This window comes from Curtobacterium sp. 'Ferrero' (genome assembly GCF_002412165.1).
Classification (GTDB): domain Bacteria; phylum Actinomycetota; class Actinomycetes; order Actinomycetales; family Microbacteriaceae; genus Curtobacterium.
In genome coordinates this window covers 21,253-42,653 of sequence record NZ_NXIA01000002.1, presented here as the reverse complement: position 1 = coordinate 42,653, position 21,401 = coordinate 21,253, and the positions used below count along the sequence as shown (strand labels likewise).

20 protein-coding genes are annotated in these 21,401 nt (G+C 72.7%); 5 read left to right on the top strand and 15 right to left on the bottom strand.

The window, feature by feature from the left end; genetic code table 11:
• The first annotated feature begins 89 nt into the window (after positions 1–89).
• A complete protein-coding gene (locus tag Csp2054_RS02195; protein WP_096897684.1) occupies positions 90–1,046 on the top strand; it encodes a helix-turn-helix transcriptional regulator in 957 nt (318 codons plus the stop codon).
• An 85-nt stretch (positions 1,047–1,131) separates the two neighbouring features.
• Here Csp2054_RS02195 and sufU read toward each other — a convergent pair whose 3' ends face one another.
• From sufU to Csp2054_RS02160, 8 genes are all read right to left on the bottom strand, one after another.
• Positions 1,132–1,575: a Fe-S cluster assembly sulfur transfer protein SufU gene (sufU, locus tag Csp2054_RS02190; RefSeq protein ID WP_096897683.1), complete on the bottom strand. Its 444-nt coding sequence runs from the start codon at positions 1,573–1,575 to the stop codon at positions 1,132–1,134.
• On the bottom strand, positions 1,572–2,873 hold the full coding sequence (locus Csp2054_RS02185) for a SufS family cysteine desulfurase (protein WP_096897995.1): 1,302 nt from the start codon (positions 2,871–2,873) through the stop codon (positions 1,572–1,574). Before Csp2054_RS02185 ends, sufU begins: the two co-directional genes overlap by 4 nt.
• 115 nt (positions 2,874–2,988) lie before the next feature.
• The gene (locus Csp2054_RS02180; RefSeq protein WP_096897994.1) at positions 2,989–3,201 is read right to left on the bottom strand and encodes an antitoxin; all 213 of its coding nucleotides are present in this window, start codon (positions 3,199–3,201) and stop codon (positions 2,989–2,991) included.
• A gap of 136 nt (positions 3,202–3,337) precedes the next feature.
• Entirely contained in the window at positions 3,338–4,621 is a 1,284-nt protein-coding gene (locus Csp2054_RS02175; RefSeq protein WP_096897993.1) for a chloride channel protein, read from the bottom strand.
• 56 nt (positions 4,622–4,677) lie between these two features.
• Positions 4,678–6,783 (bottom strand): alpha-galactosidase, encoded by a 2,106-nt coding sequence (locus Csp2054_RS02170; protein ID WP_096897682.1) that lies wholly within the window; start codon positions 6,781–6,783, stop codon positions 4,678–4,680.
• Between the two features lie 203 nt (positions 6,784–6,986).
• Positions 6,987–7,124, bottom strand: a complete 138-nt coding sequence (locus Csp2054_RS17945) for a hypothetical protein (RefSeq protein ID WP_176491509.1) — start codon at positions 7,122–7,124, stop codon at positions 6,987–6,989.
• Between the two features lie 77 nt (positions 7,125–7,201).
• Positions 7,202–8,269, bottom strand: a complete 1,068-nt coding sequence (locus Csp2054_RS02165; protein ID WP_096897681.1) for a sodium:calcium antiporter — start codon at positions 8,267–8,269, stop codon at positions 7,202–7,204.
• An 84-nt stretch (positions 8,270–8,353) separates the two neighbouring features.
• Positions 8,354–9,337 carry a magnesium and cobalt transport protein CorA gene (locus Csp2054_RS02160; protein WP_096897680.1) on the bottom strand — a complete coding sequence of 328 codons (984 nt, stop codon included), beginning with the start codon at positions 9,335–9,337 and terminating at the stop codon, positions 8,354–8,356.
• Between the two features lie 78 nt (positions 9,338–9,415).
• Between Csp2054_RS02160 and Csp2054_RS02155 the strand changes: the two genes are divergently transcribed.
• Positions 9,416–10,225: a tryptophan-rich sensory protein gene (locus Csp2054_RS02155; protein ID WP_096897679.1), complete on the top strand. Its 810-nt coding sequence runs from the start codon at positions 9,416–9,418 to the stop codon at positions 10,223–10,225.
• 278 nt (positions 10,226–10,503) lie between these two features.
• Here the strand turns inward: Csp2054_RS02155 and ald are convergent, their stop codons facing one another.
• Positions 10,504–11,604, bottom strand: coding sequence for an alanine dehydrogenase (ald, locus tag Csp2054_RS02150; RefSeq protein ID WP_096897678.1), 1,101 nt, complete (start codon positions 11,602–11,604; stop codon positions 10,504–10,506).
• A 119-nt stretch (positions 11,605–11,723) separates the two neighbouring features.
• Positions 11,724–13,265 (bottom strand): FAD-binding oxidoreductase, encoded by a 1,542-nt coding sequence (locus Csp2054_RS02145; RefSeq protein ID WP_096897677.1) that lies wholly within the window; start codon positions 13,263–13,265, stop codon positions 11,724–11,726.
• A gap of 23 nt (positions 13,266–13,288) precedes the next feature.
• Between Csp2054_RS02145 and Csp2054_RS02140 the strand changes: the two genes are divergently transcribed.
• The gene (locus tag Csp2054_RS02140) at positions 13,289–13,453 is read left to right on the top strand and encodes a hypothetical protein (protein ID WP_317951509.1); all 165 of its coding nucleotides are present in this window, start codon (positions 13,289–13,291) and stop codon (positions 13,451–13,453) included.
• A gap of 64 nt (positions 13,454–13,517) precedes the next feature.
• Here the strand turns inward: Csp2054_RS02140 and Csp2054_RS02135 are convergent, their stop codons facing one another.
• Both Csp2054_RS02135 and Csp2054_RS02130 read right to left on the bottom strand, forming a co-directional pair.
• A complete protein-coding gene (locus tag Csp2054_RS02135) occupies positions 13,518–14,549 on the bottom strand; it encodes a helix-turn-helix transcriptional regulator (RefSeq protein ID WP_176491508.1) in 1,032 nt (343 codons plus the stop codon).
• 59 nt (positions 14,550–14,608) lie between these two features.
• The gene (locus Csp2054_RS02130) at positions 14,609–15,571 is read right to left on the bottom strand and encodes a sugar-binding transcriptional regulator (protein WP_255252576.1); all 963 of its coding nucleotides are present in this window, start codon (positions 15,569–15,571) and stop codon (positions 14,609–14,611) included.
• 220 nt (positions 15,572–15,791) lie between these two features.
• Between Csp2054_RS02130 and Csp2054_RS02125 the strand changes: the two genes are divergently transcribed.
• Positions 15,792–17,534, top strand: a complete 1,743-nt coding sequence (locus Csp2054_RS02125; protein WP_096897674.1) for a glycerol-3-phosphate dehydrogenase/oxidase — start codon at positions 15,792–15,794, stop codon at positions 17,532–17,534.
• 116 nt (positions 17,535–17,650) lie between these two features.
• On the opposite strand, the gene Csp2054_RS02120 is transcribed toward Csp2054_RS02125, so the two are convergent.
• Positions 17,651–18,307 (bottom strand): histidine phosphatase family protein, encoded by a 657-nt coding sequence (locus tag Csp2054_RS02120; RefSeq protein WP_096897673.1) that lies wholly within the window; start codon positions 18,305–18,307, stop codon positions 17,651–17,653.
• Between the two features lie 27 nt (positions 18,308–18,334).
• Entirely contained in the window at positions 18,335–18,457 is a 123-nt protein-coding gene (gene ykgO / locus Csp2054_RS02115) for a type B 50S ribosomal protein L36 (protein WP_017888460.1), read from the bottom strand.
• A 45-nt stretch (positions 18,458–18,502) separates the two neighbouring features.
• On the opposite strand from ykgO, the gene Csp2054_RS02110 reads away from it, so the two are divergent.
• Positions 18,503–19,531, top strand: coding sequence for a GTP-binding protein (locus Csp2054_RS02110; RefSeq protein WP_096897672.1), 1,029 nt, complete (start codon positions 18,503–18,505; stop codon positions 19,529–19,531).
• Positions 19,532–19,876: 345 nt separating this feature from the next.
• Here the strand turns inward: Csp2054_RS02110 and Csp2054_RS02105 are convergent, their stop codons facing one another.
• Positions 19,877–21,382, bottom strand: coding sequence for an MFS transporter (locus Csp2054_RS02105; protein ID WP_096897671.1), 1,506 nt, complete (start codon positions 21,380–21,382; stop codon positions 19,877–19,879).
• Between the last annotated feature and the right edge of the window lie 19 nt (positions 21,383–21,401).

Sequence of the window (21,401 nt, the reverse complement as noted above, 5' to 3'; positions counted from 1 at the left end):
GGGGACCGGCAGACCGGTCGCCTCCGCGCCGGGGGTGGCGTGCAGCGGACGTCCGGACACGGCGGCCCTCGGCGCGGCAGGATGCAGGGGTGCCCCAGACCATTCAGCGGACCCGGTGGTCCGTCCGTACCGCGGAGCCCGAGCGCGCCGCCGAGCACCTGCTCGGGCTGCCCGACCTGCGACGGGTCGACGTCGACCCCGGTGAGGGCCCGTTCTCGTTCGACGCCCGACGACGCGGCACCGACCTGCTGTCGCTGTGGTCGTCGTCGTGCACGGGGGACGTCCGCGGCGAGGTGGTCGCCGAGACCGCGATGGTCCTGTTCTGGCTGAAGTCCGGCACCGGCTCGGTCGACGACGACCACGACGTGCCCACCGGGCGGCCGTCGCTGTTCCGGCACGACCCGCAGCAGGTCCGGTGGTGCGGGTACGAGCTCGACCTCATCCGCATCGACCGTTCCACCGTCGAGGCCGTCGCCGCCGAGCGGGGTGCCTGGCGCGCCGGGCCGATCGAGTTCCAGCCGCACCACATCCCGGAGGGACCGGAGCTCGCCGCCTGGTGGCTGATGGTGCGGACCGTCGCGGCCGAGGTCCTGCGCGGTCCCGGCGACGTGCCCGAGGAACGCGAACGGGAGCTGACCCGGTTCGCCGCCGCGGGCCTCCTCACCGCGATCCCGCACTGGCCGGTCGGCGAGGACGGTCCGCCACCCACCGCCGCGGCCGCCCGCTTCGCCCGCGCCGAGGGGTTCCTGCTCGAGCACGCGCGCGAGCCGATCTCGGTCGAGGACGTCGCCGACGCGGCGGGCCTCAGCGTGCGCGGACTGCAGGACGCGTTCCGTCGGCACCACGGGGTCACCCCCACCGTGTACCTCCGGCGCATCCGGCTGCTGCTCGCCCGCGAGGAGCTGGAGTCGGGCACCGCCGAGAGCGTCGGGGACGTGGCGCGCGCGGTCGGCTTCGGGCACCTCGGACGGTTCGCGAGCAGCTACCGCAGCGAGTTCGGCGAACTGCCCCGCGAGACCTGGTCGGCGTCGCGCCGGGGTCGCTGAGGGCGCGGCTGCGGTGGCGCTGGGCGTCCCGCGGCGGGCGTCGCGCGGCGGGCGTCACTCGACGGGCGTCGCGCGACGGGTCGTGTCAGGCGGTCGCTTCGCGGACCGCGGCCTCGGCGGCGACCCAGGCGAGCATGCCGCACTTGACCCGCATCACGAACTTCGAGACGCCGTGGAACGCCACGAGGTCCTCGAGGACGTCCTCGTCGGGCTCGCCCGCGCCGCGCGACCGCATCATCTCGCGGAACGACTCGGTCAGCCGGAGGAACTCGGGGACGGTGCGGCCGGGGGCCATGTCCGTGAGCACCGAGGCCGACGCCATCGAGATCGAACAGCCGTCGCCCTGCCACGCCACCGCGGCGATGCGGTCGGTACCGGGCTCGAGGCGCACGCGCACGGTGATCTCGTCGCCGCACGTCGGGTTGCGCTCGAAGTGCTCGGCGTCGGCGTGCTCGAGGGGACCGTCGCCGTGCCGGGCCCGTGCGTGGTCGAGGATGACCTGCTGGTAGAGCGAGTCGAGGGCGTTCACGCGGTCACCTCCGCCGCACCGAAGTAGGCCCGGACCTCGCCGACGGCCTGCACGAAGCGGTCGACGTCCGCGGCGGTCGTGTACACGTACGTGCTCGCCCGGGTCGTCGCGACGAGCCCGAGCCGACGGTGCAGCGGCTGCGCGCAGTGGTGGCCGGAGCGCACGGCGATGCCCTGTGCGTCCAGGTACTGCGCGACGTCGTGGGCGTGCACGCCGTCGACGTCGAACGACACCAGGCCCGAGCGGGGCACGCCGGCGGGCGGACCCACGACCCCGATGCCCGGGACGGCGGCGAGCCCGTCGAGCATGCGCTGCGCGAGGTGCTCCTCGTGCGCCAGGACCCGGTCGGTGCCGAGCCGCTGCAGGTAGCGGACGGCCTCGGCCAGCGCGACCGCCTGGGAGACCGGTTGCGTGCCTGCCTCGAACCGCTCGGGTGCGGGCATGTACTCGCTCGCCTCCATCGTCACGGTCGTGATCATGGAACCGCCCGTGCGGAACGGGGGCAGGGCGTCGAGCAGGTCGGCACGCCCCCAGAGCACGCCGATGCCGTTCGGGCCGAGCATCTTGTGCCCGGAGAACGCGGCGAAGTCGACATCGAGGTGCGCGACGTCGAGCGGCCGGTGCGGCGCGGACTGGCAAGCGTCGAGCACGACGAGTGCACCCACCGCGTGCGCGGCCGCGACGACCTCGGCGACGGGCGCGACCATGCCGGTGACGTTCGACACGTGCGCGAACGCGACGACCCGCGTCCGGTCCGTGATCACGGCGGCGGCGTCCGCGGCCGTCCACGTGCCGTCGTCGGCGACGGGCACCCAGCGCAGCGTCGCACCGGTGAGCGCGGCGAGCTCCTGCCACGGCACGAGGTTCGCGTGGTGCTCGGCCTCGGTCACGACGATCTCGTCGCCCGGGCCCAGGCGGAAGCGCTCCGCGGCCTGGCCGCCCCGGCCACGGCTCGCGTTCGCGATCCCGTACGCCACGAGGTTGAGGGCGTCGGTGGCGTTCGCCGTCCAGACGACCTCGCCCGGGGTGGCGGCACCGACGAACCGGGCGACGGTCGCACGGGCGTCCTCGTACGCGTCGGTGCTGCGTGCCGCCAGTGTGTGCGCGCCGCGGTGCACGGCGGCGTTGTCGCGCTCGAGGAACGCGCGCTCGGCGTCGAGGACCTGCACGGGACGCTGGGCGGTCGCACCGGAGTCGAGGTACGTGAGCGGTTGCCCGTCCACCTCCTGCTGCAGGATCGGGAAGTCCGCCCGGATGCGGGCCACCTCGTCCTCGGTGAACGGCGCGCTCGGTGCCACGGTGGTCACGGTCGGTCCTCCTGGTGTCGCCGGTCACGGGACGACCCGTCAATCGTGGTCGTTGTTCCCGCCGACGTCCAGTCGGACCCCGTGGCCGCTGCGCGGGGCCCCCGCGCTACTCGTTGCCGATGTGCTTGTCGGCGGTGTCGCGGGCGCTGTCGATCTTGTCGTCGAACTTGCCGCCCGTCGCCTTCTTCACGGCGTCGGCCACGCCGTCGAGGATCTTGTCGCTGACGTCCTCCGCCTTCTCGCTCTTCAGGGCGTCCTGGACCTTGCCGTCCTGCAGGAAGCCCTGCGCCTTCTTGGTGATGTCGTCGAACCCGGCCATGATCGGCTCCTCCACTCGGTCGGGGCCGGTCTGCCCCGTGTGCGGCCGATGGTAGGCGTCCGGAGCGTCGGGCGTCACGGCGTCCGGGCACTCCGCGGCCGGACATCACGCCGTCGGGGCGCTCCGGGGACCGGCGTCACGCCATCTGGGCGCTCCGGCGTCGGGCGAGCACGTACCCGACCGCGACGGAACCGCTGACGGCGAGCAGCGACGGGATGAGGATGTCGGTGCCCTGCTGGGTGAACTCGACCACGAGGACGAGCGCCGTGAACGGTGCCCGCATGGTGGTCGCGAGGAACGCCGCCGCCCCGACGAACGCGAAGGACGCCAGCGAGGGCCCGTCCGCCGGCCAGAGGAGCATCCACGCTCCGCCGAGCGCTCCCCCGACCGCCGAGCCGATCGCGATCGACGGGGTGAGGGTCCCGCCCACCGCGCCGGCCCCGATGGTGAGGGAGGTGGTCGCGGTCTTCGCCAGGCCCAGGACGAGCAGGAGGAGGATCGGTGCGAGCCCGAGCACCGAGGCGTCGTCGAGCGAGGTGTTCATCGCGACGATCCCGAGCGCCCGTCCGTTGCCGAGGACCTCGGGGAACGGCACGGCGACCAACCCGACGAGCGCGAACGCCACCGGGAGCACGACGAGGAGCACCCAGCCCTTCGGTGCCGTCCGCTGCAACCGGTTCGTCGCCTTGACGAACCCCACGCCGGCGATCCCGAGCACCGGGCCGACCACCACCGACCAGACGAGCAGCGACGGCGACATCGGCATCGCGGGCACGTGGTAGAGCACCTCGTCGGGGATCACCGCGCGGGCGACGAACGCGGCGATGGCGCTCGTCGCGAAGGCGGGCAGCGCGGTCGCGAAGGTCAGTTCGCCGAGCAGCACCTCGACGGCGAAGAGCGCGCCGCCGAGCGGGACGTCGTAGACCGCGGCGAGGCCCGCCGCCGCGCCGCACGCCACGAGGATCCGGGTCTCGCGTGCGGTCAGCCCGGCCCGGGCGGTGATCCGCTGGGCGAGCCAGGCGCCGACCTCGCGCGGCGCGACCTCCTTGCCGATCGAGGCGCCGAGCCCGACCGCCAGGATCTGCACGCCGGCGTTCGCGACGGTCGAGAAGGTCGGCATGCGCTTCCCCGACACGGCCGCCGTGACCGCCACCGTCGGCCGCGCCCACCGCCGGAGCGCCCACCAGGCGACGCCGGTGAGCACCCCGGCCGCGGCGAGCGCGAGGAAGCGGTTCCACGCCGAGGGGGCGTCCGCCGCTTCCCGGTGCCCGCCGTACGGGTACCCGAACGCGACGAACTGGATGAGCTGCAGCGCGAGCCACACCGCGATCCCGGCGATGCCGCCGGCGACGCCGACGAGGGCGGTGACGATGCCGAGGCGGAACGCCCAGACGGGGGTGGCGTGACCGGAACGCGGCATGCGCACCAGCGTACCGACGGCCGGGGCCCCGCCCGGGTCGTCCGCTCCGGCGCCGGTCAGACCGCCGTCACGCGGAACGGCACCACGCACTCGGCCGGCGTCTGGGGCGGCTGGAGCCCGACGGTCTCGAGCACCCGGCCGGTGAACTCGCGCGGCCCCGACCACCAGTCCGGCCCCCGCAGCAGGTGCCCGTCCCCGATGACGACGGGGTCGACGCGGTAGCGCGTGTCGGGATCGAGGTCGCGGAAGCGCATCCGTCCCGTGTTCGAGACGTCGGAGCGGCCGGTGCTCGCGAAGAAGAACACCGCCGAACGCCGGTCGGGAGCGACGGTGCCGTACACCAGGCGGGTCTCGTCGACCTCGTCGAGCCGGACCAGGTCGCCGCCGTGCAGGAGCGGCCGGAGCTCCTTGTACAGCGCGGTCCACGCGGCGAGGTCGCGGAGCTCGTCCTCGGTCGCGCGGGCGAGGTCCCACTCGATCCCGAGGTGCCCGACGAGCGCCGTGCCGGCCCGGAACGCGAGGTCGTGGTGGCGGCCCGTCGTGTGGTTGGTCCCGCTCGCGATGTGCGCGCCGAGCAGCTCCGGCGGCAGGAGCTGCTGCGTCCACCGGTGCATCCGCTGGCGTTCGAGCGGGTCGATGCAGTCGGACACCCACACCCGGTCCGTGTGCTCGATCACCCCGAGGTCGACGCGGGCGCCGCCGGACGAGCACGACTCGATCTCCAGCGCCGGGAACCGCTCCTTGAGCGTCGCCATGAGCCGGTACGTGGCACGGGTCTGCTCGTGGACGGCGGCCCCGCCGCCGGGGAACCCTGCCTCGAGCAGGTCGCGGTTGTGGTCCCACTTGACGTAGTCCACGCCGTACTCGCCGATGACGGCGGTCATGCGTTCGAGCACGTACGCGAACGCCTCGGGGATCGCGAGGTCGAGCACCTGCTGGTCGCGGGAGCGCAGGGGCAGCCGTCCGTCGGCCTGCATGATCCACTCCGGGTGCGCGCGGGCGAGGTCGCTGTCCTCGTTCACCATCTCCGGTTCGAACCAGAGGCCGAACTGCATGCCGAGCGAGCGCACCCGGTCGACGAGCGGACCGAGCCCGTCGGGCCAGACCCCCTCGTCGACGTACCAGTCGCCGAGGCCGGCGTGGTCGTCGCGGCGGTTCCGGAACCAGCCGTCGTCGAGGACGTACCGCTCGACGCCGAGCGCCGCGGCGCGCTCGGCGAGGTCGGTGAGCCGCGCGAGGTCGTGGTCGAAGTACACGGCCTCCCAGACGTTGATCGTCATCGGGCGCGGCGAGGACGGGTGCTGCGGGCGGCTCCGGAGGAAGCGGTGGAACCGGCGGGCCTGGTCGTCCAGCCCGTGGCCGTACGCGAAGTACACCCACGGCGTCCGGTACGACGCCCCGGTGTCGAGCCGGACCTCGCCGGGCAGCAGCAGCTCGCCGCCCCCGACGACCTGGCGACCGGTGGCGAGTCGCTCGGCCAGGTGCCGGTGGTTCCCGCTCCAGGCGGTGTGGACGCCCCACACCTCGCCACTCGCGAAGCCGAAGCCGGGCTCGCCGACGCTCAGGACCGTGGCGGCGTCCGGGCCGGTGCGCCCACGGCGGTTGTCGCGCTCGTGGGTGCCGACCTGCAGGACGCTCCGCTGCGGCGTCCGCTCGCCGCCCCAGCGCCCGGCGAAGTCGAGCACCTCGCGCGCCCGGTCCGGAACGGGCAGCGCCAGGTGGACGTCGTCGAGGGTGTAGACGCCCGGACCGGTGTTCGTCACCTCGGCGCGGGTGCGGACGAGCCCGGACGCGGTGAGCTCGACCTCGAGGACCACCGCGAGCCCGGCGGTGTCGTCGGCGCCGCGCGCGACCACCGAGCGCTCCGTCACGTCGAGGTCGGTGACGGTGAACGCCGGCGACCAGTCGCGTCCGTCGCGGTGGCCGGAGACACCGGGTCGTCCGCCCCACCCCCGGTGCGGCTCGGGCAGGACCGCGAGCCGGACGGGCACGTCCATCTCGTTCGGCGCGACGAGCGGCTGGTCGGCCGCCATCGCGACGAGGTCCGCGTCCGCCAGCGGGCCGAGGGCCGACCCCCAGTGCAGGACGGCTGGGAGCGCTCCCAGGGAACAGTCGAGGACGAGGGAGACACCCTCGGCGGTGAGGTGGACGACGTCGGTCATGCTCCGACCTTGGCGGGCGACCGCGGTCGCGCGCAAGCGCGACGCGCGCACGGGCCCAGACCGGTCGCGGACCGCGCTTGCGGACGACGGCGCGGCGACCGGACGACGGACGCCAGGCCCGTGGCGGGGACGAGCCGTGCCTCCCGTCCGGCGGACCCCGCGTGCGGTCCGCTCGTCCGCCCTGTGGACGCACGGGAGGCGGGTCAGGCGCCGCCGACCGCCCCGGCGGCAGGGTCGGCGGGGTCGACGTCGAAGCCCTCGGTGACCCAGTCGACCAGGTCGTTGGGCTCCGCGCCGAGGCGCTCCGGGTCGTCGGCCGGGTTGCGTGGCAGACCAGTCATCGTTCCCTCCGGTCTCGTCGGCGTCGGGCATGTTACTAGGCTGCCTAGCGAATCGCCTCCGCCGACGCGTCCAGCGGTCAGAGCACGGCGATCGCCACCAGGCCACCGACGCCGGCGAGGTAGAGCAGCACGACGACGAACGAGTCGATCCCCATCCCCGCGATGCGCCGCTGCGGACGGAAGACCAGGCCGACCGCGTACACGAGCGTCAGCAGCGCGGCGATCGCCGTCAGGTACACGTCGCTCGCGTTCGCCTGCGGGAGGACGGCACGCCCGGAGATGACGGTCGCGACGAGGAACAGCACGGGCAGGAAGGCGTTCCCGCCGAAGATGTCGCTGATCGCGAGGTTGTCGTCGCCCTGGCGGACCGCCTGGAGGCCCGTGGAGATCTCCGGCAGGCTCGTCGCGAGGGCGAGCACGGTCGCGCCGAACAGCACCCCGGAGAGCCCGATCTGGCTCGATGCGGCGTCCCCGGCGCGCTCGAGCACGACGCCGGCCACCAGGGTCGCCACCGCGGACGCCGTGAACACGACGGCCGCGCGGCCCGTGCTCGTCCGGTGGTGCTCGTCGTGCCCACGCGTGCGGTGTCCGCTCGGCCGCGGCGTCGACGTGTCCGGCGCGACGCCGTCCTCGTGCCAGGGCAGCCGCTTGCCGGCGCGCTGGACCAGGAAGAGTCCGACCACCCAGATCGCGGCGATGAGCACGACGTCGGGGGTCAGGCGCGCGACGACGAGCCGCGGTGGGAGCTGACTGCCGGCGATGACGACCGCGAGGACCGCCACGACGACGATCGCCTCGAGCACCAGTCCCAGCGACGCGGCACGGTACGTGATCGGGCGCACTCCTTTGCCACGCTTGCCGAACACGTCGAGGATCGCGATCACGACCGTCTGCAGGGCGATGCCGCCGAGGATGTTGCCCGCTGCGACCTCGATGCTCCCGGACGCCGCCGCGCTCACGGTGATCGCGATCTCGGGCAGGTTCGTCGCGACGGCGAGGACGATCAGACCGCCCAGCGCGCTCCCGAGGTGCAGCCGGTCGTCGAGGATGTCGGTGCTCTTCGACAGCTGGATGCCGGCGACCCAGATCACGGCCGCACCGGCGACGAAGATGACGACGAGCAGCCACAGCGGCAGGGATCCCATGGAACCGAGCGAACCCGCTCCCCCCACCGCGCCCACCCAGACGGGACGGAGAGCGCGGACGGGCTCGCGGTCACGACTTCCGGGTCAGAACCAGCGTTTCACCTTGAACACCACGAAGAGGACGACGGCGAACACCACCATCGCGAGGATCGCCAGCGGGTACCCGTACGGCCAGGACAACTCCGGCATGTGCGTGAAGTTCATGCCGTAGATCGCCGCGATGAGGGTCGGAGCGAAGAGGATCGCCGCCCATCCGGAGATCTTCTTCGTGTCGTCGTTCTGCTTCTGCGCGGCGAGCGTCGAGTCGACCGTCAGGGCGTTCTGCAGCAGCTGCCGGAAGGTGTCCAGCCGCTCGACCGTGCGGATGGCGTGGTCGAGGACGTCCCGGAACCGCCGCTGCATCTCGACCGGCAGGTGGTACTTCTCGGCGCCGCGGTGGAGGTTCTCGATCATGTAGACGAGCGGTCGGGCGGCGCGCTGGAAGTCGACGACCTCGCCGAACAGCTCGTAGATGCGCTTCGACACCCCGGTGGCGCCGGCGAACAGCTGCTGCTCGATCTGGTTGATGTCCTCCTCGAGCCCGTCGATGACCGGCACGTAGCCGTCCACGATCGAGTCCATGAGGGCCCAGAGCTGCGCCTGCGGACCGGCGGTCACGAGGCCGGGCTTCCCGCTCATCCGCTTGAGCGCCCGCGGCACCGCCTGCGGGCCGCGGGGGTCGGCCGGCACCACCGCCAGGAAGAAGTCCTCACCGACGAAGGCGTGCACCTCGCCGAACTCGACCTCCTCCTTGTCGTCGTGGTAGACGGCGGGCTTCAGCACGACGAACAGCGTGGACCCGTACCGCTCGAGCTTCGGGCGCTGGTGGCCCTCGGCGGCGTCCTCGACCGCGAGCTCGTGCAGACCGAGGGCCACCGCGACGTCGCCGAGCTCCTGCGCGTCGGGCCGGTGGAGCACGATGCACGCGCTCGCGCCCTGCTCGTCGAGCATCCGGAAGGTGTCCTGGAGCGACGGGCACGCGATCGGTGCGATCTTGTCGACGTACACGGTGTTCAACTCCACGCTCACGTCCCCCACCGTACGCACCCGGACGCAGGGAAGCGGCGTACCGTCCCGGTCATCAGCATGCTGACGAAAGGAGCGGACATGACTGGGACAGCGGGCAGCAGGGCCTGGAGGATCGTGGTCGCGGTGAGCGCGGTCGTCGCGGTGATCGGGTCGTTCATCGGGTCCGGCGCGGCGGGCGGGACCCCCATCCAGGACGCGGCGGGCGGTGCGCTCTCGGCGTCGTCCACGGCGATCGCGCCGGACGGTCCGGCGTTCGGCATCTGGTCCGTGATCTACCTCGGGCTGATCGTGTACGCCGTCCGGCAGCTCTTCCGGACGGCGGACGACGCACGGCACGCCCGGCTCGCGGTCCCCGCGACGCTCTCGCTGCTCCTCAACGCCGCGTGGATCCTGTCGGTGCAGTTCGGCTTCCTGTCGGCGAGCGAGCCGATCATCGTCGCGCTGCTCGTCGTCCTGGTCTGGACGTTCGCGATCCTGCGGCGCACCCGGCCGTCGGGCGTCGTGGAGGCGGTCGTGACCGACGGCACGTTCGGCCTCTACCTCGGGTGGGTGTGCGTCGCCACGGCGGCGAACACGGCAGCCGTCCTGACCGCCGCCGGGTTCCGGGGCTTCGGCCTCGGGCAGGACGTGTGGGGCGTGCTCGTGGCCGCGGTCGCCGGACTCGTCGGGGTGCTCGTGGCGGTGTGGGGCCGAGGACGGCTCACCCCGACCGCAGCGCTCGGCTGGGGCCTGGCGTGGGTGGCGGTCGGACGGCTCGACGGACCGCTCGTCTCGGTGCCGACGGCCGTGACCGCCGTGGTCGCCGTCGTGGTGGTCGTGCTCGTCACGCTCGTGGTGCGGACCCGCGCGGGCTGGTCGGCCCGCCGGCCGGCAGTGGCGACCGCCTGACCGGCGCGGGAGGCGGGGCGGACGTGCGCCGCGCCTCCCGGCCGGTCGGACGTGGCGCGCGACCCGACGGGGCGGCTGTGGCTGCGGCTGCAGCTGCCGCGCCGGTGGCCTCGGTTGCCGCGCCGGTGACCTTCGGTTCCGCGGAAGCGACAGTCTCGTCGCCGGCCGCACCGTCGGTCCCGCGGAAGCGACAGATTCCGGCCGACGGAATGCGGCACACTGTCGCTCTCGCGAGAGCGACAGTGTGCCGTCCCGGGGGCGTCAGCGCCCGGCGGGCGTCAGCGCGCTGCGGGCGTCAGGCCGTGCGCAGCGGCGACGGCCTCGTTCGTGACCTGTCCCGCGTGCACGTTCAGGCCGAGCGCCAGCGCGGGGTCGTCCGCGAGCGCCTGCTCCCACCCGCGGTTCGCGATCGCCACCGCGTACGGCAGGGTCGCGTTCGTGAGCGAGATCGTCGAGGTGCGCGGCACCGCCCCGGGCATGTTCGCCACGCAGTAGTACACCGCGTCGTGGACCTGGAAGGTCGGGTCATCGTGCGTCGTCGGGTGCGACCCCTCGAAGCAGCCGCCCTGGTCGATCGCGATGTCGACGAGCACCGATCCGGGCTGCATGTCGGCCACCATGGAGTCGGTGACGAGCTTCGGTGCCGAGGCGCCCGGGATGAGGACCGAACCGATCACCAGGTCCGCGGTCGTCAACGCCGAGGCGATCGCGTGCGACGATGACCGCAGCGTGGTGATCCGGCCGTCGAACCGGGCGTCGAGTGCGCGCAGCCGCGGGAGGCTGATGTCGAAGACGGTGACCTCGGCCCCGAGGCCGAGCGCCATAGTGGCGGCGTGCTCCCCCGCGACCCCGCCGCCGATGACCACCACGCGGCCCTTCGGCGTGCCGGGGACCCCGCCGAGCAGCAGCCCGCGGCCGCCGTTCGTCCGCATCAGGTGGTACGCGCCGACCTGGGCGGAGAGCCGACCCGCGATCTCCGACATCGGCGAGAGGAGCGGCAGCGAACGGTCCGCGAGCTGCACGGTCTCGTAGGCGATCGCGGTCGCGCCGGACTCCATCAGCGCCGTCGTCAGCGGACGGTCCGCGGCGAGGTGCAGGTAGGTGAACAGCACCTGCCCCGGGCGGATGGACCCGTACTCGGAGGCGACCGGCTCCTTGACCTTGAGGATCATCTCGGCGCGCGCCCAGACCTCGTCCGCGGTGGGGACGATCGTCGCCCCCGCGGCGACGTACTCCTCGTCCGGGAAGGCCGAGCCGACGCCGGCCCCGGCCTGCACGAGGACCTCGTGCCCGTGCAGCGACAGCTCGGCGACACCGGCCGGCGTGGCCGCGACGCGGTACTCGTTGTTCTTGACTTCGGTGGGGACGCCGATCAGCATCACGGACTCCTTCGTGGGCGGTGCTCGTTCGACACCACGATGCGCCCGAATTCGTTACGGCCGCGTTTCGGCCGAACTTCTGCGCACGATCTGATCCGGAAATGCCACAGGATTCGGTGTCAGAACACCTTGCCCGGGTTGAGGATGCCGGCCGGGTCGAACACGCGCCGGATCCCGCGCTGGAGTTCGAGCACGTCCTCGCCGACCTCGTCCCCGAGGTGGTGCCGCTTCAGCACGCCGACCCCGTGCTCCCCGGTGAGGGTCCCACCGAGCTCGACGGCAGCACGGAACAGGGCGTCGGCCGCGTCCCAGACCTTCTGCGGCACGACCTCGCCGTCGAACACGAAGTTCGGGTGCAGGTTGCCGTCGCCGGCGTGGGCGACCGTCGGGATCTCCACGTCGAACTCGCGTCCGATCGCCTCGACCCGGTCGAACATCTCGGCGAGCCGGCTGCGCGGCACGGCCACGTCCTCGATGAGCACCCGCCCGCGTGCCGTCATCGCGGCGTGGAACGACCGGCGGATGGTGAGCAGGCGGTCGCGCTCGGCGGCCGACCCGGCCAGGCGGACGGTGCCGCCGGCGGCCTGGAGGAGCGGCACGGCACCCGACGCCGCCTCCGTCGCGCCCACGCCGTCGTACTCCACGAGCAGGAACACCCCGCCCGCCGAACCCGGTCCACCGGCCGGGCCCTGCCCACCGGCCGGGGCGTCGCCACCGACCGCGCCGCCGGCCAGGCCGACGGTCTCGGTCACGACCGACGGGCCGAGGAGGTCCGCGATGGCCGCGAGCGAGGCCGCGTCGAGCAACTCGACCGTCGACGGACGCGGCGCGCCCCCGGCCCCCGCGGCGACGATCGCCGCGGACGCCGCCGCAGCCTGGTGGACCGTCGGGAAGACCGCACCGAGCGTGGCGGGCTCCCCCGCGGGGATCGGCACGAGCCGCACCGTCGCACCGACGATGACCCCGAGCGTGCCCTCCGACCCGACCATGAGCGCCGTGAGGTCGAGGCCCGTCACCCCCTTGACCGTGCGTCGTCCGGTGCGCACGAGCCGGCCGTCGGCGAGGACCACGTCGAGCCCGAGCACCGCCTCGCGGGTGACGCCGTACTTGACGCAGCGCAGTCCGCCCGCGTTGGTCGCGATGTTGCCGCCGACGCTCGCGATCGCCGCACTCGCCGGGTCCGGGGCGAAGCGGAGGCCGTGCTCGGCGACGGCGGCGTTCAGCGTTCCGTTGAGGACGCCCGGCTCGACGACAGCGAGCTCGTCCTCCACCGACACCTCGAGGATGCGATCCATCCGGGCGACACTCAGGACGACCGAGCCGTCGGTGCCGTTCGCGCCGCCGGCGAGCCCGGTGCCGGCGCCGCGGGGGACGACCGGGACACCGAGGCGTGAGCACGTCCGCAGTGTCGCCTGGACGTGTTCGACCGTCCGGGCCTCGACCAGGGCGATCGGGACGCCGTCGGCGATCCACCCGGACCGGTCGGTGCGGACGGCGTCGAGCTCTTCCGGGTCGGAGCGGACGATGTCGGTCGGCACGGTGTCGGTCAGCACGGTGTCGCCAGCCGGGGCATCGAGAGCGCGGCGCAGTTCGGCGACGACCAAGGATCGGAAGGATCGGTCGGTGCGGGAGTCCGTGGGGCCGGAGACGACGGTGTCCATGCCGTCGACGCTACCGCTGGCCGGTGACGGCTCTCGTCGACATCAGCGGTCCGGCCGTCACGCCCTGGATGCTGCACCGTGCCTGGCCGGGCAGCAGGCTCACGATCGTCGAGTCCGAAGGACACGGCGGTCCCGAGGAAGTGCGACTCGCCCGCGAAGCCATCGACGCCTTCGCAGCCGCCCGGTGACCGTTCGCCGGTCTGAGACGGGTTGAACGACGGCCGACGACGGCGAGTGCTCTGACGACGCGGATCAGCGCGCGCGGAGGGACTCGCTGGGCAGCTCGCCGAACCGCGAACGGTACGAGGCCGAGAAGCGTCCGAGGTGCCCGAACCCCCAGGTCCGCGCGATCTCGGCCACCGAGGTGTCGTCGCGGTCTCCGCGGACCAGGTCGGCCCGGGCGCCGTCGAGCCGGACGGACCGGAGGAGTTCGCCGGGCGTGACGCCGAGGTGCCGTCGAAGGGACTGCTGGAGCCCACGCGGGCTGAGCCCGGCCGCGACGGCGATCTCCGGGGTGCCGATGGGCTCGCGGGCGTGGCCGTGCACGTACTCGAGGGCACGGCGGAGCCGCTCGTGCTCCGGCCCGGTGCCCGTGACGCTCGACCGCCAGCGGCTGCGCTCCGGAAACGCGTCGATCGCGGCGCGGACGAACGCCTCCGCGATGTCGTACTGGGCGGCCGCGGAGAGCTCGTGGTCCATGTCGAGCCACGTCGACGAGTGCTCACGGACGACTGACCGCCAGACGCGCAGCCCCTCGGGTGAGGGCTTCCGCAGCGGCTCGAACTCGAACGCGTCGTCACCCGCGACCGCACGGACGAAGTCGCGGTCGAGGTGCACGAGGTTCAGGCCGATGTCCCGGTGGTGCAGCTCGTAGGGGGCGCCGAACGGCAGGACGACGGGGACGCCGACCTCGAGCTCGACGGACTGGCCGCCGAAGGTGATGGTGCTCGACCCCGATCGCAGCCAGGCGACGAGGAAGGCGTCGTCCACCATGCTCTCGCTCCGGAGGTCGACACCGAAGCGGGAAGACCGCAGCGACATGCGTTCGTCGCCCACCCCCGCGAAGTCCCAGGGGGTGGTCGGCCGGATACGTCGGACGCGCGGCGCTCGGAGGTCGTACCCGTCGCTGAAGAACGCGAGCGCCTCGTCGAGGTCGTGTCCGACGAGCCGGCGGAAGGACCGCGGACCGACGGGACACGACGCCCCGCGGACATCGATCGGGGACACCGCCGCGGAACCGTCGGACACCGCGTCGGGCACGGGGGTCTCGCAGTCGGGCACCATGGGCCAGAAGGTACCCGCGACCACCGACATCACCTCGCGTTCGGTGGACAAAGCCCCGGTCAGGGCTGCAGGATCGCCTGTCCCACGCTCTCGTCGATGATCAGGTCGGTGACGAGCCCCGCTGCGAGCGCCCCGCGGAGCGACGCCGCCTTGGACCGCCCGGCCACGACGCAGACCCGCCGCGGTGCACGCTTGATCGTGTCGAGGTCCGGGCCGCCCGCACGCGCGTTCACCCCGATGTCCCGCCACGAACCGTCCGCGCGGTAGAACACGGTGGAGACGTCACCGACGACCTTCGCCCGCACGAGCTCCTGCTGGTCGGCGGGGTCGAGGTAGCCACCGGAGTACACGTGCGACGGCACCGGGGCCTGCGGCGCGCCGACACCGAACACGACGAGGTCCATCCGCTCGTGCAGGTCGAGGACGCGGCGGATCGAGCGCTCCCGGAAGAGCATCTCCTTCGTCGCGGGGTCGTCGAAGAACGCCGGCACGGGGAACTGCTGCACGAACGCGCCGTACGCCTCCCCGAACCGTCGGAGGATCTCGGACGCGTAGACGATGCCGGTCGTCCGGGTGTTCGCGGCGCCGTTCACCTGGACGATCGTCGATCCGTGCGTCGTCTTCGGCACGAGGTACCGGCTGACCGCGCTCACGGTCGAGCCCCACGAGATCCCGATCACCATGTTCGAGTCGATGTACTGCGTGAGGATGCGTGCGGCGGACAGGGCGACCCGTTCCAGACGGTCGACGTCGCTCGTGTGGTCCGGGACGGGGACGACGTGGGCGTGCACGCCGAACCGCGACCGGATGGAACGACTGAGCGCCGCCGCCTGGTCGAGCGGCGAGCGGATCTGGATGTCGACGAGCCCGGTGTCCCTGGCGTACTTGAGCAGCCGCGAGACCGAGGAGCGGGACGTGCCGAGCTCGTCGGCGATCGCGTCCATGGTGAGGTCCTGCAGGTAGTACAGGTGCGCGGCGCGCAGCGCCTGCTGCGTGCGCATGGGCTGAGCCGCATCGCTCATGGTGCTCCGATCTGTCGCCCCGCCGCACGGGCTGCCGCACGGTCGTCACGCAACCATGCACGGACGTGCACGCCCGCTGCAACCCCTGCCGCGCCTCCCGGTCGGCCCGGCGGAGCCGACGACACGTGTGCTGCACGTTCGTGCACGCGAGTTGCCCGGCCTCCCACGCGGGAGCACGATCGACGGTGAACCAACCCCCGATCGACCAAGGAAGCGACACATGTCGAAGAAGACGCAGCCCCGGAACACGGTGACCGCGCTCACCGAGCGCCCGAACGCCCAGGTCCTCATCGTCGGCGGTGGCATCAACGGGATCGCCACGTTCCGCGACCTCGCCCTGCAGGGCGTCGACGTCGCCCTCGTCGAGCGTGGGGACTACGCCAGCGGTGCTTCCGCGGCCTCGAGCCACATGATCCACGGCGGCATCCGGTACCTCGAGAACGGCGAGTTCCGCCTCGTGCGCGAGAGCGTGCAGGAGCGCAACGGCCTCATCCGCATCGCCCCGCACTACGTCAAGCCGCTGCAGACGACGATGCCGATCTTCTCGACGTTCTCCGGCATCATGAACGCCCCGCTGCGCATGCTCACCCACAAGCAGCGCTCGACCAAGGAGCGCGGCGCGGCGCTCATCAAGATCGGCATGACGATCTACGACTCGTTCTCGCGCGACGGCGGCTCCGTACCGAAGCACCGCTTCCTCACGAAGAAGGCGGCGCTCGCGGACATGCCGGCGCTCAACAAGGACCTGAAGTACACCGGCACCTACTACGACGCCTCCGTGCACGAGCCGGAGCGCCTTGCGCTCGACGTGCTCAAGGACGGGCTCGCCGCCGGCACCGGCACCGGCTCGGCAGCGACGGCCCGCGCCGTCAACTACGTCGAGGCCGTCGGCACCCGCGACGGCGGCGTCCTGCTCCGCGACCGCGAGACCGGCTCGGAGTTCGTGGTGACCGCGGACGTCGTCATCAACGCGTCCGGCCCCTGGACCGACCTGACCAACCAGGCGTTCGGCGGCGAGACGAAGTTCATGGGCGGCACGAAGGGCTCCCACATCGTCGTGCACAACGACGAGCTCCTCGAGGCGACCAAGGGCCGCGAGCTGTTCTTCGAGAACAACGACGGCCGCATCGTGCTCATCTACCCGCTCAAGGGCCGGGTGCTCATCGGCACGACCGACATCGATGCGGACCCCTCGAAGCCGGTCACGACCACCGAGGAGGAGATCGACTACTTCTTCGGGCTCGTGAAGCACGTGTTCCCGCAGATCGAGGTCACGCGCGACCACATCGTCTACAGCTACTCCGGCATCCGCCCGCTCCCCCGTCACGAGGACACCGCCCCCGGCTTCGTGTCCCGTGACTACCGGATCGTCGACACCCCGATCGCCGGGCTGCCCGACTCCACGGTGCTCTCGCTCGTCGGCGGCAAGTGGACGACGTTCCGCGCCCTCGCCGCGCACCTCTCCACCGAGGCCACGACGAAGCTCGGCGTCGCCCGCAAGGTCGACACCGCCGGCATGGCGATCGGCGGCGGCAAGGACTTCCCGACCACCGACGCCCAGCGCGACCTGTGGATCACGTCCCACCGCGACGGCCTCGACGCGTCGCTCGTCGAGGGACTGCTCGAGCGCTACGGCACCCGCGCCGCCGAGGTCGTGGACGTCCTCACCGACGGACCGGTCGAGCCGCTCGAGTCCGACCCGAAGCTCACCCGGGCCGAGGTCGCGTACTTCGCCCGCCACGAGCAGGCCGTGCACCTGGTCGACGTGGTGCTCCGTCGCACGAACCTCGCGTTCGTGGGCGGTGTCACGATCGACCTGCTCGACGAGCTCGCCGACGTGCTGGCCGAGACCCTCGGCTGGAGCGCGGAGGAGCGCGCCGACGAGGTGCAGCGCACGCTCGACGTGCTCCGCGAGTCGCACGGCGTCATCGTGCCGCTGACGTCGGCGTCGCAGCTCGCGTAGTCCGCGCGTGTCGCGTCCCGACGCGACCGGATGACGGACGGGAGGCCCGGTACCAGCTGGTACCGGGCCTCCCGTCCGTCACGGGGTCGCGTCGCGCGACCCGCCCGTCGTCCCCGTCAGAACCGTTCGCCGGTCGGGTCCTGCGCGGTCCGGTCGATGAGGTCCTCGCCGCCGACGGGCTCCCCCTCCCAGTCGACGAGCCGCCAGCCGTCGTCGAACGAGCCCTCCAGCTCGACGATCCCGGTGTTCTCCAGGTGGCGCTTCGTCCCGAACTCGTCCGGGGTGTTCTGCGCGACCGCGCTCGCCCAGGTGCGGATGGCCGCGCCGTGGCTGACCGCGGCGGCGACCGACACGCCCGTCGCCTCGATCTGGCGGACCGCGTCGTCGTAGCGTGCGAAGAACTCGGTGCCGCTCTCGGCTCCGGGCATGCGGGTCGTCCGGTCGCCGCCGGACCATCCGTGCACGGTCGAGATGTACGTCTGGACGGACACCTTGTCGCTCTTGCCCTGGGTGTCGCCGGCCTCGATCTCGCGGAGGCCGGGCAGGACGACGGGCTCGAGTCCGAGTGCGGCTGCCAGGGGTGCCGCGGTGAGCTGGGTGCGGACCATCGACGAGACGAAGAGCCGCTCGATGCCGCGGTCGGCGAGGGCGGCCGGGAGGGCGTCGGCCTGCTGCTGCCCGAGCTCGGTGAGTCCGGGGCCTGGCACCTCGGCGTCGAGGATGCCGTGCACGTTGGCGGGGGTCTGGCCGTGGCGGATGAGCAGGAGTCGCATGCCTGCCACCCTACGGAAGCGGTGACGTCATCCCTGCCGGGTGTTCCAGCGCGGGTTCTTCTTGTTGATGACGTAGACGCGACCGCGGCGGCGGACGACCTGCGAGCCGGGGATCTTCTTCAGTGCCTTGAGCGAGTTGCGGACCTTCATCGCGAGCCTCCTTGTTGGTAACGATTCTCATGTAGATTAGCTCACATGCTCGTCGCCTCGATCACGCTCGTGTCCGCCCTCCACGGTCCGGACGCCACCGGCACCGCCGCACGGATCGACACCGGACACCGGATGCACCTCGCCGGCGACGCCGTGTCGGTCGCCCGTGCGGTGGCGGAGCGCGCCGACCGTCTCGACCAGGTGTGCGGGCCGGACGCCGACCACGGACTCGTCGTCAGCCTCGCCCCCGGCACCGACGTCCGGGCGGTGGGGATGATGCTCGCGAACGCGGCACGCGCCGAACACGGCGACGACCGGATCCTGCGACACGTCGTGTCCGTGCTGCGCGCCGACGACGTCGCTCGGCTGCTGTGGGGCGACGTCGACGACGCGTTCGTCGCCGCCGACCGGATCGCGTCGCTCGTGGAGTACGCCACGGTCGTCGTGCTCGACCGCATCGAGCCCCTGTCCGGACGTCGACGGCGGGCACTGGTGTCGCTGCTCCACCGACTGGCGCCGAACGCCGTCGTCCTGGCCGGGCCAGCCGTGCGCGGGCCGCGGGACCTGCCGGCGTCGAACGGCGGTGCCGCCCGTTTCCTGGCGTCGGGTGCCGGGTGGATGCGCGCCCTCTCGGGAGCCGCCGACCACGGCCGGGACGAGCACGACGACCTCGTCACGCTCCGGTACCGGGAGCCGCTCCCGTTCCACCCGGGGCGCCTCGCCACGACGATCGAGCAGGACCTCGCACCGGGGGTGAACGGACGGGTGTTGCGCTCGAAGGGGTTCTTCCGGCTCGCCTCACGACCGGACCACGTCGGCTCGTGGTCGAGCTTGGGTGCGATGCTCGCGCTCGACCCCACGGCGAACCCCTCGTGGGACGCGGACGCGCCGGTCGGGCAGGCGATCTGGTTCGTCGGCGAACGGCTCGACGTGCGCGGGATCGAGCGAGCGCTCGACCGTGCGCTGCTGACGCCGTCCGAGCTCCTGGCCGGGCCGGACCTGTGGCGGACGTGGGCGGACCCGTTCCCGGTCTGGCCGGCGCTCGACCCGTCGCACGGACACCACGGCGACTGACCGGTCACGTGGCGCGGTCGCGGCGGACGGCCCGCCGGGCGGGTGCGGCCGAGGCGGGCGGGTGCAGCCGGCCTGGACAGGCGTGTTCGCCGCTGCCGGACGACACGGCGGTCGTCGTGCGACAGCGGCACTGTCGCTTTCTCCGGCGTTCACCAACCTCTGCGCGCAACGAACGACTCCGCGGTCGTCGTACGACAGCAGCGACGTCGTCCAGCAGCGGCGGCGGCACCCGGCCGGGCACGAGCAGCTCCCGACCGAGCGCGACCGGCACGCCGCCGACCACACACGCACGTGCGCCCCGGCCGGACCCCCTAGGCCCGGCCGGGGCGCACGTGCACGACGGCCTCAGCGTGCGGGCGCTGCGGGCTCCTCGCGCACGGCGTCCGCCGCACCGAACGGCAGGTCGCCGAGGTCCAGGTGCGGGTTCGTGTCCTGCGTCAGCACGAGCTCGCGGGCCTCGTCCTCGGTCTCGACCGCGGGCATCGAGCCCGGCAGCGGCCGCTGCGAGGACTCCTTCATGCAGAACACCCCGACGGCGCCGAGCGCGCTCATCGCCATGAGGAAGTACGCGGGCGCGAGCTCGTCCCCGGTCCAGGTCAGCAGGGCCTGGACGATGAGCGGCGTGGTCCCGCCGAACACGGCGATCGCGATGTTGTACGCGAAGCCCATCGCGCCGTAGCGCGTCGAGGTCGGGAACAGGGCGGGCAGCGAGGCGGCCTGGTTCGAGACCCACAGCGCCGTCATGAGCGCCAGCAGCGCGAGCCCGAGCAGCGTCGACCACTGCGCACCGTGCGCGATGAGCAGGAACGCCGGGACGACGAGCACCACGGTGGTGCCGGCACCGAGCCACATCACCGTGCGGCGTCCGAGGCGGTCGGAGAGACGCCCGGTGAGCGGGAGCATGACCGCCAGGAGAACGAGGACCGGGATGGTGAGGAGCGTGCCGTTCAGCGCCGAGTAGCCGAGCGAGTCGGTCAGGTACGTCGGCATGTACGACGTGAGCGCGTAGCCGACGGTGTTCGACGCGGCGACGAGCATGATCGCGATGAGGATCGGACGCCAGTGGTCGCGCACCATGGCCCACACGCTGGTCGGGCGGGCACCGGTGGCGTCGGCGCGGGCCTCGGCAGCGGCCTCCTGCGCGGCCTGCGTGGCCTGGAACACGGGCGACTCCTCGATGCGGAGCCGGAAGTAGATGGCGACGGCGCCGATCACGCCGGCAGCGAGGAACGGGAAGCGCCAGCCGTAGGCGGTCATGGCCTCGTCGCCGAGGGTGAGCTGCAGCACGGTCACGACGGTGGCGCCGAGGGCGAAGCCCATGTAGCTGCCGAAGTCGAGGATGCTCGCGAAGAAGCCGCGGCGACGGTCCGGCGCGTACTCGGTGATGAAGGTCGTCGCCCCGGCGTACTCACCGCCGGTGGAGAAGCCCTGCAGGAGCTTGAGCACGACGAGCACGACGGGGGCGAACACGCCGATCGTCGCGTACGCGGGCAGCGCTCCGATCAGGAACGTCGACGCCGCCATCATGATGAGCGTGGTCGCGAGCACCTTCTGCCGACCCACGCGGTCACCGAGCCGACCGAAGACGATGCCGCCGAGCGGTCGGGCGATGTAGGTCGCCGCGAACACCCCGAGGCTGAACAGGATCTGCACCGCGGGCTCCGCGGTGGGCAGGAAGACCTTCCCCATGGTCACGGCGAGGTAGCCGTAGACGCCGACGTCGTACCACTCCATGGTGTTGCCGACGACCATGCCGCCGACTGCTCGGCGCATCATGCTCTTGTCGACGATGGTCACGTCGCTCTGGCGGAGCCGTCGACGGTGCTGGGTATGGCTGGGGTCGTTGCCCATCGGGTGTGTCTCCTCGGAT

What these genes read in the sequence shown, in the direction of transcription:
- Csp2054_RS02180 (WP_096897994.1), bottom strand. Translation starts at nt 3,201, where the DNA reads ATGGCCGGGTTCGACGACATCACCAAGAAGGCGCAGGGCTTCCTGCAG.
- Csp2054_RS02155 (WP_096897679.1), top strand. Translation starts at nt 9,416, where the DNA reads ATGACTGGGACAGCGGGCAGCAGGGCCTGGAGGATCGTGGTCGCGGTG.
- Csp2054_RS02165 (WP_096897681.1), bottom strand. Translation starts at nt 8,269, where the DNA reads ATGGGATCCCTGCCGCTGTGGCTGCTCGTCGTCATCTTCGTCGCCGGT.
- Csp2054_RS17945 (WP_176491509.1), bottom strand. Translation starts at nt 7,124, where the DNA reads ATGACTGGTCTGCCACGCAACCCGGCCGACGACCCGGAGCGCCTCGGC.
- Csp2054_RS02175 (WP_096897993.1), bottom strand. Translation starts at nt 4,621, where the DNA reads ATGCCGCGTTCCGGTCACGCCACCCCCGTCTGGGCGTTCCGCCTCGGC.
- ald (WP_096897678.1), bottom strand. Translation starts at nt 11,604, where the DNA reads ATGCTGATCGGCGTCCCCACCGAAGTCAAGAACAACGAGTACCGCGTC.
- Csp2054_RS02105 (WP_096897671.1), bottom strand. Translation starts at nt 21,382, where the DNA reads ATGGGCAACGACCCCAGCCATACCCAGCACCGTCGACGGCTCCGCCAG.
- Csp2054_RS02110 (WP_096897672.1), top strand. Translation starts at nt 18,503, where the DNA reads ATGCTCGTCGCCTCGATCACGCTCGTGTCCGCCCTCCACGGTCCGGAC.
- Csp2054_RS02125 (WP_096897674.1), top strand. Translation starts at nt 15,792, where the DNA reads ATGTCGAAGAAGACGCAGCCCCGGAACACGGTGACCGCGCTCACCGAG.
- Csp2054_RS02135 (WP_176491508.1), bottom strand. Translation starts at nt 14,549, where the DNA reads ATGGTGCCCGACTGCGAGACCCCCGTGCCCGACGCGGTGTCCGACGGT.
- Csp2054_RS02120 (WP_096897673.1), bottom strand. Translation starts at nt 18,307, where the DNA reads ATGCGACTCCTGCTCATCCGCCACGGCCAGACCCCCGCCAACGTGCAC.
- Csp2054_RS02170 (WP_096897682.1), bottom strand. Translation starts at nt 6,783, where the DNA reads ATGACCGACGTCGTCCACCTCACCGCCGAGGGTGTCTCCCTCGTCCTC.
- Csp2054_RS02145 (WP_096897677.1), bottom strand. Translation starts at nt 13,265, where the DNA reads ATGGACACCGTCGTCTCCGGCCCCACGGACTCCCGCACCGACCGATCC.
- Csp2054_RS02130 (WP_255252576.1), bottom strand. Translation starts at nt 15,571, where the DNA reads ATGAGCGATGCGGCTCAGCCCATGCGCACGCAGCAGGCGCTGCGCGCC.
- ykgO (WP_017888460.1), bottom strand. Translation starts at nt 18,457, where the DNA reads ATGAAGGTCCGCAACTCGCTCAAGGCACTGAAGAAGATCCCCGGCTCG.